Here is a 15,218-nt window from a genome sequence, read left to right as displayed (position 1 = left end):
ACCCCGGCCACGGCCGGAGTACCAGCGAAGGAGTTTGATGTGGAATACGTGATCCTTGCCGTGGTCATCGCCGTGATCGCCGTCGGCGCGGTCGCCGGCCTGGTCGTCAGCGGCAGGCGACGCAAGGAACTGCCGCCCAAGGCCCCCACCGCGCCGCTGCCCGGCAAGCCGAAGGCGGTCGAGCCCGAGCGGCCGGGCCCGGCCGAGCCGCAGGTCGGCGACGAGGCCGCCCCGCCGCGCGAGGCCCCGGTCACCACCGTCGAGGAGGTCGAGCTCCCCGCGGCGGTCGAGCCCGTCGAGGTCGAGCCCGAGGAGGCCGTCGAGGCGCCCGCCATCGAGGTGCCCGAGCCCACCGCGGGCCGGCTGGTGCGGCTGCGCTCGCGGCTGTCGCGCTCGCAGAACTCGCTTGGCAAGGGCCTGCTGGCCCTGCTCTCCCGGGACCGGCTGGACGAGGACACCTGGGAGGAGATCGAGGACACCCTGCTCACCGCCGACGTCGGTGTGGCACCCACCCAGGAGCTGGTGGAGCGGCTGCGCACCCGGGTCAAGGTGCTCGGCACCCGCACCCCGGCCGAGCTGCGCGCGCTGCTGCACGAGGAGCTGGTGGCCCTGATCGGCACCGAGGCCGACCGCTCGCTGAAGACCGCCAAGCACGAGGACGGCCGCCCGGCGGTGGTCCTGGTGGTCGGCGTCAACGGGGTCGGCAAGACCACCACCTCCGGCAAGCTCGGCCGGGTGCTGGTCGCCGACGGCCGCTCGGTGGTGCTCGGCGCGGCCGACACCTTCCGGGCCGCCGCCGCCGACCAGCTGCAGACCTGGGGCGAGCGGGTCGGCGCCCGCACCGTGCGCGGGCCCGAGGGCGGCGACCCGGCCTCGGTCGCCTTCGACGCGGTCAAGGAGGGCATCGCCGAGGGTGCTGACACCGTGCTGATCGACACCGCGGGCCGGCTGCACACCAAGACCGGCCTGATGGACGAGCTCGGCAAGGTCAAGCGGGTGGTGGAGAAGCACGGCGCGGTGGACGAGGTGCTGCTGGTGCTGGACGCCACCACCGGGCAGAACGGCCTGGTCCAGGCCCGGGTCTTCGCCGAGGTGGTGGACATCACCGGCATCGTGCTGACCAAGCTGGACGGCACCGCCAAGGGCGGCATCGTGGTCGCGGTCCAGCGCGAGCTGGGTGTGCCGGTCAAGCTGATCGGCCTGGGCGAGGGCGCCGACGACCTGGCGCCGTTCGAGCCGGGTGCGTTCGTGGACGCGCTGATCGGCGACTGACCAGCCGTCGCGGCCGGTTGGTGGGGCGTCCTTCCCGGTGGGGGAGGGCGCCCCTTTCGCGTCCGGTCCCGCAGGCCGGCGGCCCCGGCGGCCCCGGCGGGCTCAGTCGGCCCGGCAGCCCGGCAGACCGAGGCTCAGGAGGCCAGCCAGGCCGGCTCCGCTGCCACCGCGCGCTCGCGCCCGCGGTGGCAGGCGTAGGCGAGGGTGCCCAGCAGCAGCCGGGCCTCGGGCGGGCGGGCGGCACTCTCGCGGCAGGGGTGACGCAGCCAGCGCACCGGGCCGAGGCCGGTGAGCACGGTGGGCGGCGCGGCCAGGAAGGTGCCCTCGCCGTGGCAGACCAGGTCGAGCGCGGCGTCGTCCCAGCCCATCCGGTAGAGCAGGTCGGGCAGCTTGGCGGCGGTGCCACGGGCGACGAAGAAGAGCAGCCGGCCGCCGGGGGAGGCGAGCACCGGGCCCACCTGGGTGCCCATCCGCTCCAGCCGGACCAGCGCGCGCAGCCCGGCCGGCTCCGGCACGTCCAGCACGTCGAAGGTGCGCCCGGCCGGCAGCAGCACGCTGGCCCCGGGCTCGCCGCTCCACAGCTCGCGCGCCTCGTGCGGGGCGGCGCCGGGCGGCAGTTCGCGCGCGGCGCCGCCGTGCGGTGGATGCAGCCCGGGCGCCGCGCAGTGCGGGCGGCCGCAGGCGCACGGGTCGGCCGGTCGCACCCGGGCCGCCGCTGCCGAGCGGGCCGGTGAGCCGCCGAGGGCGACCGTCCAGCCCCAGCGCCCGGCGTACTCGGCCGCTGCCTGGCACGCGGTGGCGCGGATGCGGCGGCGCGAGCCGAACCTCAGATCGCCGAACAGGTTGTCCATGCCTCCCCCAACAGAATTCGGTTGCCGGCGGTTACGGGACTGTGACGCACAGTCAAATTCTCGCGTCCAGCGCGTGTTCCCGCTTGACGGCGCGCGGCGGGCGAAGTGCGCCGTCGAGTGCAGGAGTCGAACCACCCGGTGCCGGGCGGGGTCCGGCTACCAGTGAAGCGCCGCTGACGGACCGTCGGCTCCCGTCGTGGGGGTGGCGAATGGTGGCGTTTCCCGGCGAAGCATCCCCCGGGCCGTGTGTGGCAGGTTACGTTCAGCACACGGACCGGGGCGGTGGGTGCGTGGGCGGGATGACGGCAGGCCTCCGAGCGGGGCCCGGCGGGACTGGGGTGGACCCTCAATGGCAGAGAAGCAGCCAAACGAGAAACTGACGGCCTGGTTCGCGCGCAGCGGCTGGTCCAAGGGCGAGTTCGCCAGACAGGTCAACCGACAGGCGCGCCAGCTCGGCGCGCACCACGTGAGCACCGACACCTCGCGGGTGCGGCGCTGGCTGGACGGTGAGCAGCCGCGCGAGCCGATTCCGAAGATCATGGCGGACCTCTTCTCCGAGCGCTTCGGTTCGGTGGTCTCGGTCGAGGACCTCGGGCTGCGCACCGTCGTGCCGGTCTCCACGGTGGCCGGCGGCGGCGTCGACCTGCCCTGGAGCGGCCCGCAGACGGTGCAGCTGATCAGCGAGTACTCGCGCAGCGACCTGATGCTCAACCGCCGTGGCTTCCTCGGCACTTCGCTGGCCCTGACGGCCGGCGCCGCGCTGATCGAGCCGATGCAGCGCTGGCTCACCCCGGGTCCCGGGGGTTCGCCCACCCCGATCCTGGCGGCCGTCGGCGGCGGTGAGCCCTTCACCGGCCGGCTCTCCGAGCCGGAGCTCCAGCTGCTGGAGCAGACCGCGGGGACCTTCCGGCAGTGGGACGCGCAGAACGGCGGCGGCCTGCGCCGCAAGGCGGTGGTCGGCCAACTGCACGAGGTCACCGACCTGCTGCAGGAGACCTATGCGCCGCAGATCACCCAGCGCCTGTTCCGGCTCACCGCCGAACTCGCCCACCTGGCCGGCTGGATGTCCTACGACGTGGGCATGCACCCCAGCGCGCAGAAGTACTACGTGCTGGCCCTGCACGCGGCCAAGGAGGCCGGCGACCGCCCGTTCGGTGCGCAGATCCTGACCGACATGAGCCGCCAGATGATCCACCTGAACCGCGGCGAGGACGCGCTGGAGCTGATCCACCTGGCCCAGTACGGCAGCCGGGACTCCGCCACCCCGCGCCAGCAGGCGCTGCTCTACGCGATGGAGGCCCGCGCGTACTCCAACATCGGCGAGGTCAACCGCTGCGCCCGCGCGGTCCGGCTGGCGGAGGACACCTTCACCGACACCGGCGCGGTGGAGAGCGACCCGGACTGGCTGCGGTTCTTCTCCAAGGCCGAGCTGTACGCGGAGAACGCGCACTCCTTCCGCGACCTCGCCTACCACTCCAGCCGCAGCCCGCGGTACGCCTCGATGGCCGAGCCGGTGATGGCCACCGCCGTCGACCTGTTCCGCGCCGACAAGGAGAACCACACCCGCTCCTACGCCTTCAACCTGGTCGGCATGGCCAGCGTGCACCTGCTGCGCGGCGAGCCGGAGCAGGCCACCGTGCTGGCCGAGGAGGCGGTGGAGATCGCCGGCAAGGTGCGCTCGGAGCGGCTCAACACCCGGGTCCGCAAGACCTCGGCGGCGGCCACCCGGGACTACCGCTCGGTTCCGGCCGTTCACCGGCTGGCCGACCTGGTGGTGGAGCAGATCCCGGAGTACGAGGTCGTCTAGTCGGGCGGGCCGGCGCTACTCCGTTCGGTGGACCCGGGGTGATCGAGTAGCCACCCCGGGTGGTGTGCGGCGGTACGGTACCTCACGGCCTGTCATGGCACGGCCGTAGTTCACGTACCCGTAACCGGTGCGTCGACCGCGTCACGACGGCGAAACACCGAGCCGCACTGGCCGAAACCCGTCTTCGGCACTCTCCTGTTCATCGCCGACACCCCGGGTGGCACGGGACAGGGATCCCGAGGGTGGCGCGGCGGACACCTGGAGGAGACGCCGATGCCGGACGGCTTCAGCGGGGGCGATACCGCCTTCGTGCTCATCAGTGCGGCCCTGGTCATGTTGATGACCCCGGGCCTGGCCTTCTTCTACGGAGGCATGGTCAGGGTCAAGAGCACCCTCAACATGCTGGTCATGAGCTTCATCTCGCTGGCGATCGTCAGCGTGCTCTGGGTGCTCTACGGCTACACCCTCAGCTTCGGCAACGACTCCTTCCACGGTCTGATCGGCAACCTCGACCACCTCGGCATGCGCGGCATCGGCATGAACGACCTGAACGGTTCGATCCCGGTCACCGCCTTCGCCGCCTTCCAGCTGATGTTCGCCGTGATCACCCCGGCGCTGATCAGCGGCGCGATCGCGGACCGGGCCAAGTTCACGGCCTGGTCGCTGTTCGTGGCCCTGTGGGTCACCGTCGTCTACTTCCCGGTCGCGCACTGGGTCTTCTTCACCGACAACGGCCACGGCGGCTGGCTGGTCGACCACCTGGGCGTGATCGACTTCGCCGGTGGCACCGCTGTGCACATCAACGCCGGGGTCGCGGGCCTGGCCCTGTGCCTGGTGCTGGGCAAGCGGGTCGGCTTCAAGAAGGACCCGATGCGCCCGCACAGCCTGCCGCTGGTGATGCTCGGCTCCGGGCTGCTCTGGTTCGGCTGGTTCGGCTTCAACGCCGGCTCGGCGCTGGCCGCCAACGGCCTGGCCGGCATGGCCTTCATGAACACCCAGGTCGCCACCGCCGCCGCGATGCTCGGCTGGCTGGCCTACGAGAAACTGCGGCACGGCGCCTTCACCTCGCTCGGCGCCGCCTCCGGGGCGGTGGCCGGCCTGGTGGCCATCACCCCCGCCTGCGGCTCGGTCTCGATGCTGGGCGCGCTGGCGATCGGCCTGATCGCCGGGGCGGTCTGCGCCGCCGCGATCAGCCTCAAGTACAAGCTGGGCTTCGACGACTCGCTCGACGTGGTGGGTGTGCACGCGGTGGGCGGCGCGATCGGCTCGGTGCTGATCGGCCTGTTCGCCACCGGGCACGTCGGCCAGAGCGCCCAGGGCCTCTTCTACGGCGGCGGCTGGGGGCAGCTGGGCAAGCAGGTGGTGGGTGTCCTGGTGGTCGCGGGCTACTCCTTCACGCTCTCCTGGCTGCTCGGCCAGGCGATTCAGAAGACGATCGGTTTCCGGGTCGCGGAGGAGGTCGAGGTGGCCGGCATCGACCAGGCCGAACACGCCGAGACCGCCTACGAATTCAGCGCGGTGGGGGCCAGCCTGGCCCGGGCGCTGGGCGGTTCGGCGGCGGTGGCCGCCAAGCCCGCCGGAGAGAAGCCCGCCGGAGAGAAGACCACACACAAGACCGGAGCGGACGCCCGATGAAGCTGATCACCGCCGTCGTCAAGCCCCACCAGCTGGAGCCGGTCAAGGACGCGCTGCAGGCCTTCGGCGTCCAGGGCCTGACCGTCACCGAGGCCAGCGGCTACGGCCGCCAGCGCGGCCACACCGAGGTCTACCGGGGCGCCGAGTACACCGTCGACCTGGTGCCGAAGGTCCGGATAGAGGTGCTGGTCGCCGACGACGACGCCGAGGACGTGATCGAGGTCCTGCTCAAGGCCGCCCGCACCGGGCGGATCGGGGACGGCAAGGTCTGGAGCGTCCCGGTGGACACCGTGGTCCGGGTTCGGACCGGCGAGCGCGGACCGGACGCGCTCTGAGACACCATCACCCGACGGACCCGTGACGAACAACCGCCACGGGTCCGTTCCCCCTTGGTCGGGAGCCGCCATGACCGCCGTTGACCCGCTCGAACCCGTGGACTACCAGGCCGCCCGGGCCGCCCTGTTCGCCGACCCCGTGCTGACCGGCCGCGAACGGCGCACCGCGCTGGCCGCGTTGACGGACCGCTGGCTCACCGGCCTGCTCGCCGCGGCCGGCGGCGGCATGGACGGCGTCGCGCTGGTCGCGGTCGGCGGCTACGGGCGCGGCGAACTCTCCCCGCGCAGCGACCTGGACGTGCTGCTGCTGCACGACGGCGCCCCGGTCGGCCCGCTCGCCGACCGGCTCTGGTACCCGGTCTGGGACAGCGGCGTGGGCCTGGACCACTCGGTGCGCAAGCCCACCGAGGCCCGCGCGGTGGCCGCCGCCGACCTGAAGGCCCAGCTGGGCCTGCTGGACGCCAGGCACCTGGCCGGCGACGCCTCCCTCACCGCCACGCTGCGCTCGGCGGTGCTGGCCGACTGGCGGGACAAGGCCGCCGAGCGGCTGCCCGAACTGCGCGAGCTCGGGCGTGAACGGGCCGAGCGTCACGGCGAGTTGGCCTTCCGACTGGAACCCGATCTGAAGGAGGCCAGGGGCGGCCTGCGGGACGTGGTGGCGCTGGACGCGATCGCCGCCTCCTGGCTGGCCGACGCCCCGCGGCAGGGGCTGGACGCCGCCCAGCGCCGGCTCAGCGACGTGCGCGACGCGCTGCACCTGACCACCGGGCGGGCCACCGAGCGGCTCGTGCTCCAGGAGCAGGACCAGGTGGCCACCGCCCTCGGCGTGCTGGACGCGGACACCCTGCTGCGCGAGGTCTACCAGGCCGCGCGCACCATCGCCTACGCCGGCGACGTGACCTGGCGCGCGGTGGACCGGCTGCTGGCGGCCCGCCGCTCCCGGGGCCGGCGGCCGTTCCGCTTCGGCCTGACCGGCGCACGCGGCGCGGGCGCGCTGTCCCGCGGCAGCACGGCGCGCCGCCCACTGGCCGAGGGCGTGGTCGAGCAGGACGGCGAGGCGGTGCTGGCCCAGGGCGCCCGTCCGGCCACCGACCCGGTGCTGCCGCTGCGCGCGGCGGCCGCCGCCGCCCAGGCGGGCCTGGTGGTCGGCTACGCCACGGTGCGCCGGCTGGCCGCCGAGACCAAGGCGCTGCCGGTGCCCTGGCCCGACGAGGCCCGCGAGCAGCTGATCACCCTGCTGGGCGCGGGTGCGGCCTGCCTGCCGGTCTGGGAGGCGCTGGAGGCCGAGGGGCTGGTCACCAGACTGCTGCCGGACTGGGAGCGGGTGCGCTGCCGTCCGCAGCGCAACGCGGTGCACACCTGGACGGTGGACCGGCACCTGATCGAGACGGCGGTGCGGGCCGCCGCGCTGACCCGTCGGGTGGCCCGCCCGGATCTGCTGCTGGTCGCCGCCCTGCTGCACGACCTCGGCAAGGGCTGGCCGGGGGACCACTCGGTGGCCGGTGAGGTGATCGTGCGCGACGTGGCCGCCCGGATGGGCTTCGGCGAGGCGGACGTGGCCAGCCTGGCGTTGCTGGTGCGCCACCACCTGACGCTGGTGGAGACCGCCACCCGGCGCGATCTGGGCGATCCGGCGACCGTGGAGCTGATCGCCAAGACGGTGGGCACCGCCGAGCACCTGGAACTGCTGCACGCGCTGACCGAGGCGGACGCCCTCGCCACCGGGCCGGCCGCCTGGAGCGCCTGGCGGGCCTCGCTGGTGGCCACGTTGGTCGAGCGGGTGGCGGGCGTGCTGGCGGGGGAGCGGCCGGCTCCGCCGCAGGGCGCGGCCGCCGAGGCCACCGTGGCGCAGGAGCGGCTGGCGGTGGAGGCGGCGCGCACCGGCGAGCCGGCCCTGGCGATGCACGCCTCCGCTGCCGCGGCGCCGGTCGAGGGGATCGGCGAGGTCGGCGGGCAGGGTGAGCCGACCGGCGCGGAGCTGACCCTGGCCATCGTGGACCGGCCGGGGCTGCTCGGCACGGTCTCCGGGGTGCTGGCGCTCAACCGTCTCACCGTCCGCACGCTGACCCTGCGCGAGCTGGACCCGATCGGCGCGGGCCCGGTCCTGCTGCTCTCCTGGCGGGTGGCCGCCGAGTTCGGCGAGCTGCCCGAGGCCGCCCGGCTGCGGGCCGACCTGCGCCGCGCGCTGGACGGCTCGCTGGATCCCGGACGCCGGCTGGCCGAGCGGGACGCGGCGGTGCCCCGCCGGCGCGGCACCAGCGTTCCGCCGCCCGCGGTCACGGTGGCGCCCGGCGGTGCTTCGGCCACCGCCACCGTCCTCGACGTGCGCGCGCACGACGCCCCCGGCCTGCTGCACCGGATCGGCCGGGCGCTGGACGAGGCGGGCGTGCGGGTGCGCACCGCCCACGTCAGCACCCTCGGCGCGGACGCGGTGGACGCCTTCTACCTCACGGACGCGGCCGGTGCCCGGCTGACCGAGGCAGCCGCCGAGGCGGTGGCCGAGCAGGTGCGGCAGGCACTGCGCTGACCGGGTGGGGCCGGTGGCCGGGGTGTCCGGATACCCTGGTGGGCGACGACCGTACTCATACCGATGCCGCAAGGGACCCGCGACCGACGTGTTCGACACTCTTTCCGACCGCCTCGCAGCGACGTTCAAGAACCTCCGGGGCAAGGGCCGCCTCAGTGAGGCGGACATCGACGCCACCGCCCGCGAGATCCGGATCGCCCTGCTGGAGGCGGACGTCGCGCTCCCGGTGGTCCGGGCCTTCATCAAGCAGATCAAGGACCGGGCGCTCGGCGTCGAGGTCTCCGGGGCGCTGAACCCGGCGCAGCAGATCATCAAGATCGTCAACGAGGAGCTCATCAGCATCCTCGGTGGCGAGACCCGCCGCCTGCAGTACGCCAAGACCGGCCCCACCGTGATCATGCTGGCCGGTCTGCAGGGTGCCGGTAAGACCACGCTGGCCGGCAAGCTCGGCCACTGGCTGAAGCAGCAGAAGCACACCCCGCTGCTGGTCGCCTGCGACCTGCAGCGCCCCAACGCGGTCACCCAGCTGAACGTGGTGGCCGACCGGGCCGGTGTCGCGTTCTACGGCCCCGAGCCGGGCAACGGCGTGGGCGACCCGGTCAAGGTGGCCTCGGACGCGATCGAGTACGCCAAGCAGAAGCAGTACGACGTCGTCATCGTCGACACCGCCGGTCGCCTGGGCATCGACGCCGAGCTGATGCAGCAGGCCGCCGACATCCGGGCCGCGGTCGACCCGGACGAGGTCCTGTTCGTCGTCGACGCGATGATCGGCCAGGACGCGGTCACCACCGCGCAGGCCTTCCTCGAGGGCGTCGACTTCACCGGCGTGGTGCTCTCCAAGCTGGACGGTGACGCCCGTGGTGGTGCCGCCCTCTCGGTGGCGCACATCACCGGCCGGCAGATCATGTTCGCCTCCAACGGCGAGAAGGTCGACGACTTCGACGCCTTCCACCCGGACCGGATGGCCTCGCGCATCCTGGGCATGGGTGACGTCCTGTCGCTGATCGAGAAGGCCGAGCAGACCTTCTCGCAGGCCGAGGCCGAGAAGATGGCCGCCAAGCTGCAGGGCGGCGGCAAGGACTTCACGCTGGACGACTTCCTGTCGCAGCTGGAGCAGGTCCAGAAGATGGGCTCGATCTCCAAGCTGCTCGGGATGCTCCCCGGCATGGGCCAGATCCGCGAGCAGATCAACAACATCGACGACAAGGACGTCAACCGGGTCGGCGCGATCATCAAGTCGATGACCCCGGCCGAGCGGACCGACCCGAAGATCATCAACGGCTCGCGCCGGCTGCGCATCGCCAAGGGTTCGGGCGTCGGCGTCGGCGAGGTCAACAACCTGGTCGAGCGCTTCTTCGAGGCCCGCAAGATGATGACCGCGATGGCCTCCGGCAAGGGCATTCCCGGCATGCCGGGGATCCCGGGCATGGGTGGCGGCGGCAAGAAGTCGGGCAAGAAGGCGCCGGCCGCCAAGGGCAAGCGCAAGAGCGGCAACCCGCTCAAGCGGGCGCAGGAGGAGGCGGCCGCCGCCGAGCGCCGGGCGCTGGGCCCGGGCGCGGGGCAGCAGGCCCCCGCCGAGGGTGGCGCCTTCGGGATCGGCGCGGGCAAGGGCCCGGCCGACTTCGAGCTGCCCAAGGAGTTCAAGGACCTGCTCTAGGAGTTCGGTCCCTCCTGCGCTGAGCAGGTGATCGTCGCACGGCCCGCCGCCTCGCTCATGGGGCGGCGGGCCGTGTGCGTACCCGATGATGTTCCGATGAGCCGAGTGACCATCCGCGCCCCCAGGCCCGCCGACGCCGGACCGTACGCCGCAGCGGTGCTGCGCTCCGCCGAGCACATCAGGCCGTGGAACCCGGTCGAGCCGGACGGCCTGCCGGACCTGCTGCAGCGTCAGGGGCCCGGGCTGCGCAGCTACCTGATCGTCGACCGGACGGACAGCGGACTGGTCGGCAAGTGCAACGTGTCCAACATCGTGATGGGCCGGTTCTGCAACGCCGCGCTCGGCTACGACAGTTACCTCCCTTTCGCGGGCACCGGGCGGATGACCGAGGGCATGCGGCTGGTGGTGGACCGCTGCTTCGCCGACCAGGTGGCCGGCGGCCTGGGCCTGCACCGCCTGGAGATCAACGTGCAGCCCGAGAACGAGCGTTCGATCGCGCTGGCCCGGCGGCTGGGCTTCCGGCACGAGGGGTTCACCCCGCGGATGCTCTTCCTCTCCGGCGCCTGGCGCGACCACGAGCGGTTCGCCCTGACGGTGGAGGAGTGGCAGCCGCTGGGGGTCTCGGGGTAGGCCCCGCTCGGGCGGCCGCGGCGGCGTTGCTGATGGATTGTCCGCTTTTCAGCCCGTATGGTCCGGACTGTGACCGAACCCGTGCCGCCCCGCCAGAGTCCCGACCAGCCCTGGCGTTCCGAGGGCGCGCCGCCTCCGCCGCCGCCGGCCCCGCCGCGCCGCAAGATGCCCGGCGGCTGGTTCGGCCTGATCCTCACCGCCCTGGTGGTCTTCCTGATCAGCGACCTGCTGCTCAGCTTCTTCGGCAACGGCGGCGGCACCACCGTCTCCTACACCGAGTTCAACAACGAGCTGACCAAGGGCAACATCGCCAAGATCTACTCCAAGGGCGACGCGATCGAGGGCACCCTGAAGACGGCCGCGCCCAAGCCCGACGGCGGCAAGGGCAGCTACACGGAATTCACCACCCAGCGCCCCTCGTTCGCCAACGACAACCTCTACAGCACCCTGCTCACCCAGGGCGTCGAGGTCACCGCCGAACCGGTGGTGCAGCAGCGCAGCTTCCTGGCCAACCTGCTGATCTCGCTGGCCCCGATGCTGTTGCTGATCGTGGTCTGGGTGCTGCTGGCCCGCCGGATGGCCGGCGGCCTGGGGGGTGGGCCGCTGGGCCGCAAGGCGCCGCCCAAGCCGGTCACCCCCGAGGAGGGCAAGCGCACCACCTTCGCCGACGTGGCCGGCATCGACGAGGTCAAGGCCGAGCTGACCGAGGTGGTGGACTTCCTGAAGAACCCCGGCGCCTACCGCAAGCTGGGCGCCAAGATGCCCGGCGGCGTCCTGCTGGCCGGCCCGCCGGGCACCGGCAAGACGCTGCTCGCCCGGGCGGTGGCCGGCGAGGCCGGGGTGCCGTTCTTCTCCGCCTCCGCCTCGGAGTTCATCGAGATGATCGTCGGGGTCGGCGCCAGCCGGGTGCGTGAACTCTTCGCCGAGGCCCGCAAGGTGGCCCCGGCGATCATCTTCATCGACGAGATCGACACCATCGGGCGCAAGCGCGGCGGCGGCAACACGATGGGCGGCCACGACGAGCGCGAGCAGACGCTCAACCAGATCCTCACCGAGATGGACGGCTTCTCCGGCTCCGAGGGCGTCGTGGTGCTGGCCGCCACCAACCGGGCCGACGTGCTCGACCCGGCGCTGCTGCGCCCCGGGCGGTTCGACCGGGTGGTCAACGTCAGCCCGCCCGACCGCGACGGCCGCACCGCGATCCTGACCATCCACGCCCGCGAGGTGCCGCTCGCCCAGGGCACCAGCCTGGCCGAGGTCGCCAAGAGCACCCCGGGGATGACCGGCGCCGAACTGGCCAACCTGGTCAACGAGGCGGCCCTGCTGGCGGTCAAGCGCAAGCGGCCCAGCGTGGACCAGCGGGACCTCTCGGAGGCGTTGGAGAAGGTCCAGCTGGGCGCCGTGCGGCCGCTGGTGATGCCGGAGGCGGACCGCAGGCGGACCGCCTACCACGAGAGCGGGCACGCCCTGCTCGGCATGCTGCAGCCCGGCGCCGACCCGGTCCGCAAGGTCACCATCGTGCCGCGCGGCCGGGCGCTGGGCGTCACCATGTCCACCCCGGAGGCCGACCGCTACTCCTACACCGAGCAGTACCTGCGCGGCCGGATCATCGGGGCGCTCGGCGGGATGGCCGCCGAGCAGGTGGTCTACGGGGTGATCACCACCGGCGCGGAGAGCGACCTGGAGCAGGTCACCAACATCGCCCGCGGGATGGCCGGCCGCTGGGGCATGAGCGAGCGGGTCGGGCGGCTGACCGCGATCCCCGACGACAGCCAGGGCGCCTACGGCCTGTCCGCCGCGCCCAGCACACTGGACCTGGTCGACCACGAGGCCCGGCGGATCGTCGCCGAGTGCTACGAGGAGGCGCTGGCCACGCTGCACGAGCACCGCCACCGGCTGGACACGCTGGCCGCGGCCCTGCTGGAGCACGAGACGCTGGACGAGGAGGCCGCCTACCGGGCCGCCGGGATCGCGCGGGATTCCGCCTGAGGCTTCGTGAGGTCCGACCGGGCTGCGTCAGGTCCGCTCGGCCAGCATGTAGCGGAACACATTGGCCATCCGCACGGTGTCGTCCGCCCGGGTGAACGGGTGCAGCGCCTCGGCGACCTCCTTGGCCACCGGCGCCTCGCCCGCGTAGGCGATGGCAGCGTCGAACCAGCCGGTGGCCAGCAGCCCGCGCACCGCGCTGTCCAGGTCCGGGTAGCCGAACGGGCAACTCACCCGCCCGCTGTCCACCACCCGCAGCCCCGCCCCGGCCGCCAGCGCGGCCAGCTCACCGGCCCCGCCGAGCCGCAGCGGGTCGGGCGCCCGGCGCGGTCCGCTGCGCCGCCGGGCCACCTCCAGCACGGCCGCGCTCTGGCAGTCCCGGGCCGGCCCGAAGCCGGCCAGCGCCACCAGCCCGCCGGGCAGGACCAGGCGCGCCGCCTCCCGGACCACCCGGTGCGGCTCCTCGGCCATCCGCAGCGGTTCGAAGACCGTGACCACGCGATGGGCCGCCCGGGTGCCCAGGCTCCCGGCGGCCACCGCCAGCCGGCGTGCCCGGGCCAGCTCGCGCAGCTCCGGGTCCGGTTCGAGGCCCGCGACCTGGGCCCCGCGCCCGGCCGCCAGCAGCAGCGCGAGGCCGGAGCGGCACCCCAGGCCGAGCAGGCTGGTCCCCGGGCCGACGGCCGCTCGCTCGTGCACCGCCTCGTAGAGCGGCACCAGCGTGCGCTCCTGGATCTCGGCCCAGTCGCGCGCCCGCGAGGCGGGCCGCGGTCGGGTCGGTGCGGGTGCCGTGCCGTGCGCTGAAGCCATCGAGTGGCCTCCCATCAGGTCCGGTCCAACGAGCTGCGGATGCTCCCCCCACTGTTCGTCCCGTCTCCAGCGAACAGCGGCGCGGGCGCGCCGTCCAGAGGAGCGCGCCGGAGCATCGCCGTTCGGCGGGCGTGCGCCCCCTGGGCCCCGCTCCCGGCCGCGCGGGTGGAATCGATTCACACTCCGTCCGCCTGGCACCGTACGATTCGCCCCATGGCAAAGGCTCCCGTTCTCACCCCCCAGGCGGACGACTTTCCGCGCTGGTACCAGGATCTGATCAACAAGGCCGAACTGGCCGACAACGGTCCGGTGCGCGGCACCATGGTCATCCGACCGTATGCGTACGCGCTGTGGGAGCGGATGCAGCAGGACCTGGACGCGCGGATCAAGAAGGCCGGCGCGCAGAACGCCTACTTCCCGCTCTTCATCCCGCAGTCCTACCTGACCAAGGAGGCCGAGCACGTCGAGGGCTTCGCCCCCGAGCTCGCGGTGGTCACCCACGGCGGCGGCAAGGACCTGGAGGAGCCGGTCGTCGTCCGGCCCACCTCCGAGACCATCATCAACGAGTACTTCTCCAAGTGGGTGCAGAGCCACCGCGACCTGCCGCTGCTGATCAACCAGTGGGCCAACGTGGTCCGTTGGGAGCTGCGCCCGCGGATCTTCCTGCGCACCACCGAGTTCCTCTGGCAGGAGGGCCACACCGCCCACGCCACCTACGAGGACGCCCGCGCGTACGCGTCGATGATCCACACCCAGGTCTACGGCGACTTCATGACCAACGTGCTCGGCATCGACGTGGTGCTCGGTCGCAAGACGGTCAAGGAGCGCTTCGCCGGCGCCATCAACACCCTCACCCTCGAGGCGATGATGGGCGACGGCAAGGCCCTGCAGATGGGCACCGCGCACGAGCTGGGCCAGAACTTCGCCAAGGCCTTCAACACGACCTACCAGTTGCAGGGCGCCGAGCGCGAGCACGTCTGGCAGACCTCCTGGGGTGTCACCACCCGGATGGTCGGCGGCCTGATCATGTCGCACGGCGACGACAACGGCCTGCGGGTGCCGCCGCGGCTGGCGGCCGTGCAGGCCGTGGTGCTCGCCATCAAGGGCGACGACGCGGTGATCGCCAAGGTGCGCGAGATCGGTGCCACCCTGGAGGCGGCGGGCGTGCGCGTGGTGGTCGACGACCGCACCGACACCCCGTTCGGCCGCCGTGCGGTGGACTGGGAGCTCAAGGGCGTCCCGCTGCGCATCGAGGTCGGCCCGCGGGACCTGGAGAACGGCACCGCGATGCTGGCCCGCCGCATCCCCGGCGGCAAGGAGCCGGTCTCCATCGACGCCCTGGCCGCCCTGGTGCCCGGCATCCTGGAGGAGGACCAGGCGCTGCTGCTGCGCCAGTCCCGCGAGCGCCGCGAGTCCCGCACGGTGGACGTGAAGACCATCGACGAGTGCGTCGAGGCCGCCGCCACCGGCTGGGGCCGGATCTCCTGGGCCGACCTCGGCCCGGAGGGCGAGACGAAGCTCGCCGAGCAGGGTGTCTCGGTCCGCTGCCTGGTCGCCGCCGACGGTTCGGTGCCGGACTCGTACGACCAGGAAGGCAACCTCGCGATTGTCGCGCGGGCCTACTGATAAGGCGCGCTGATTCACCGGCCGAGTAACCGGTAGGTGACGGCGTCTCGCCTACTGGCCGGTCAACTCCCAGTGCGGGCGAACT

At 73.1% G+C, this 15,218-nt stretch carries 11 protein-coding genes; 9 read left to right on the top strand and 2 right to left on the bottom strand.

Going from position 1 to position 15,218, the window contains the following annotated elements; translation table 11 throughout:
• The first annotated feature begins 39 nt into the window (after positions 1 to 39).
• A complete protein-coding gene (ftsY, locus tag ACFZB9_RS34215; protein ID WP_391453727.1) occupies positions 40 to 1,272 on the top strand; it encodes a signal recognition particle-docking protein FtsY in 1,233 nt (410 codons plus the stop codon).
• A 134-nt stretch (positions 1,273 to 1,406) separates the two neighbouring features.
• On the opposite strand, the gene ACFZB9_RS34210 is transcribed toward ftsY, so the two are convergent.
• Positions 1,407 to 2,123 (bottom strand): bifunctional DNA primase/polymerase, encoded by a 717-nt coding sequence (locus tag ACFZB9_RS34210; protein WP_391453725.1) that lies wholly within the window; start codon positions 2,121 to 2,123, stop codon positions 1,407 to 1,409.
• A 349-nt stretch (positions 2,124 to 2,472) separates the two neighbouring features.
• On the opposite strand from ACFZB9_RS34210, the gene ACFZB9_RS34205 reads away from it, so the two are divergent.
• The 7 genes from ACFZB9_RS34205 (at position 2,473) to ftsH (ending at position 12,703) form a co-directional block, all read left to right on the top strand.
• Positions 2,473 to 3,930: a hypothetical protein gene (locus ACFZB9_RS34205; protein WP_391453724.1), complete on the top strand. Its 1,458-nt coding sequence runs from the start codon at positions 2,473 to 2,475 to the stop codon at positions 3,928 to 3,930.
• Positions 3,931 to 4,203: 273 nt separating this feature from the next.
• Positions 4,204 to 5,565 carry an ammonium transporter gene (locus ACFZB9_RS34200; RefSeq protein WP_391453722.1) on the top strand — a complete coding sequence of 454 codons (1,362 nt, stop codon included), beginning with the start codon at positions 4,204 to 4,206 and terminating at the stop codon, positions 5,563 to 5,565.
• A complete protein-coding gene (locus ACFZB9_RS34195) occupies positions 5,562 to 5,900 on the top strand; it encodes a P-II family nitrogen regulator (protein WP_391453720.1) in 339 nt (112 codons plus the stop codon). Before ACFZB9_RS34200 ends, ACFZB9_RS34195 begins: the two co-directional genes overlap by 4 nt.
• Before the next feature lie 70 nt (positions 5,901 to 5,970).
• The gene (locus ACFZB9_RS34190; RefSeq protein ID WP_391453719.1) at positions 5,971 to 8,427 is read left to right on the top strand and encodes a [protein-PII] uridylyltransferase; all 2,457 of its coding nucleotides are present in this window, start codon (positions 5,971 to 5,973) and stop codon (positions 8,425 to 8,427) included.
• Between the two features lie 88 nt (positions 8,428 to 8,515).
• Positions 8,516 to 10,084, top strand: coding sequence for a signal recognition particle protein (gene ffh / locus ACFZB9_RS34185; protein ID WP_391453718.1), 1,569 nt, complete (start codon positions 8,516 to 8,518; stop codon positions 10,082 to 10,084).
• Positions 10,085 to 10,180: 96 nt separating this feature from the next.
• A complete protein-coding gene (locus tag ACFZB9_RS34180) occupies positions 10,181 to 10,714 on the top strand; it encodes a GNAT family N-acetyltransferase (RefSeq protein WP_391453717.1) in 534 nt (177 codons plus the stop codon).
• A gap of 69 nt (positions 10,715 to 10,783) precedes the next feature.
• Entirely contained in the window at positions 10,784 to 12,703 is a 1,920-nt protein-coding gene (gene ftsH, locus ACFZB9_RS34175) for an ATP-dependent zinc metalloprotease FtsH (protein WP_391453715.1), read from the top strand.
• Between the two features lie 27 nt (positions 12,704 to 12,730).
• Here ftsH and ACFZB9_RS34170 read toward each other — a convergent pair whose 3' ends face one another.
• The gene (locus tag ACFZB9_RS34170; RefSeq protein WP_391453713.1) at positions 12,731 to 13,507 is read right to left on the bottom strand and encodes a class I SAM-dependent methyltransferase; all 777 of its coding nucleotides are present in this window, start codon (positions 13,505 to 13,507) and stop codon (positions 12,731 to 12,733) included.
• Between the two features lie 213 nt (positions 13,508 to 13,720).
• On the opposite strand from ACFZB9_RS34170, the gene proS reads away from it, so the two are divergent.
• Positions 13,721 to 15,133: a proline--tRNA ligase gene (gene proS, locus ACFZB9_RS34165; RefSeq protein ID WP_391453711.1), complete on the top strand. Its 1,413-nt coding sequence runs from the start codon at positions 13,721 to 13,723 to the stop codon at positions 15,131 to 15,133.
• The last annotated feature ends 85 nt before the right edge of the window (positions 15,134 to 15,218 follow it).

The sequence above is a fragment of the Kitasatospora sp. NPDC008050 genome, from assembly GCF_042957465.1.
In the GTDB taxonomy this organism is placed as follows: domain Bacteria; phylum Actinomycetota; class Actinomycetes; order Streptomycetales; family Streptomycetaceae; genus Kitasatospora.
The sequence above is the reverse complement of the archived record's forward strand: the minus strand, read 5'-3'. Positions and strand labels throughout refer to the sequence as shown.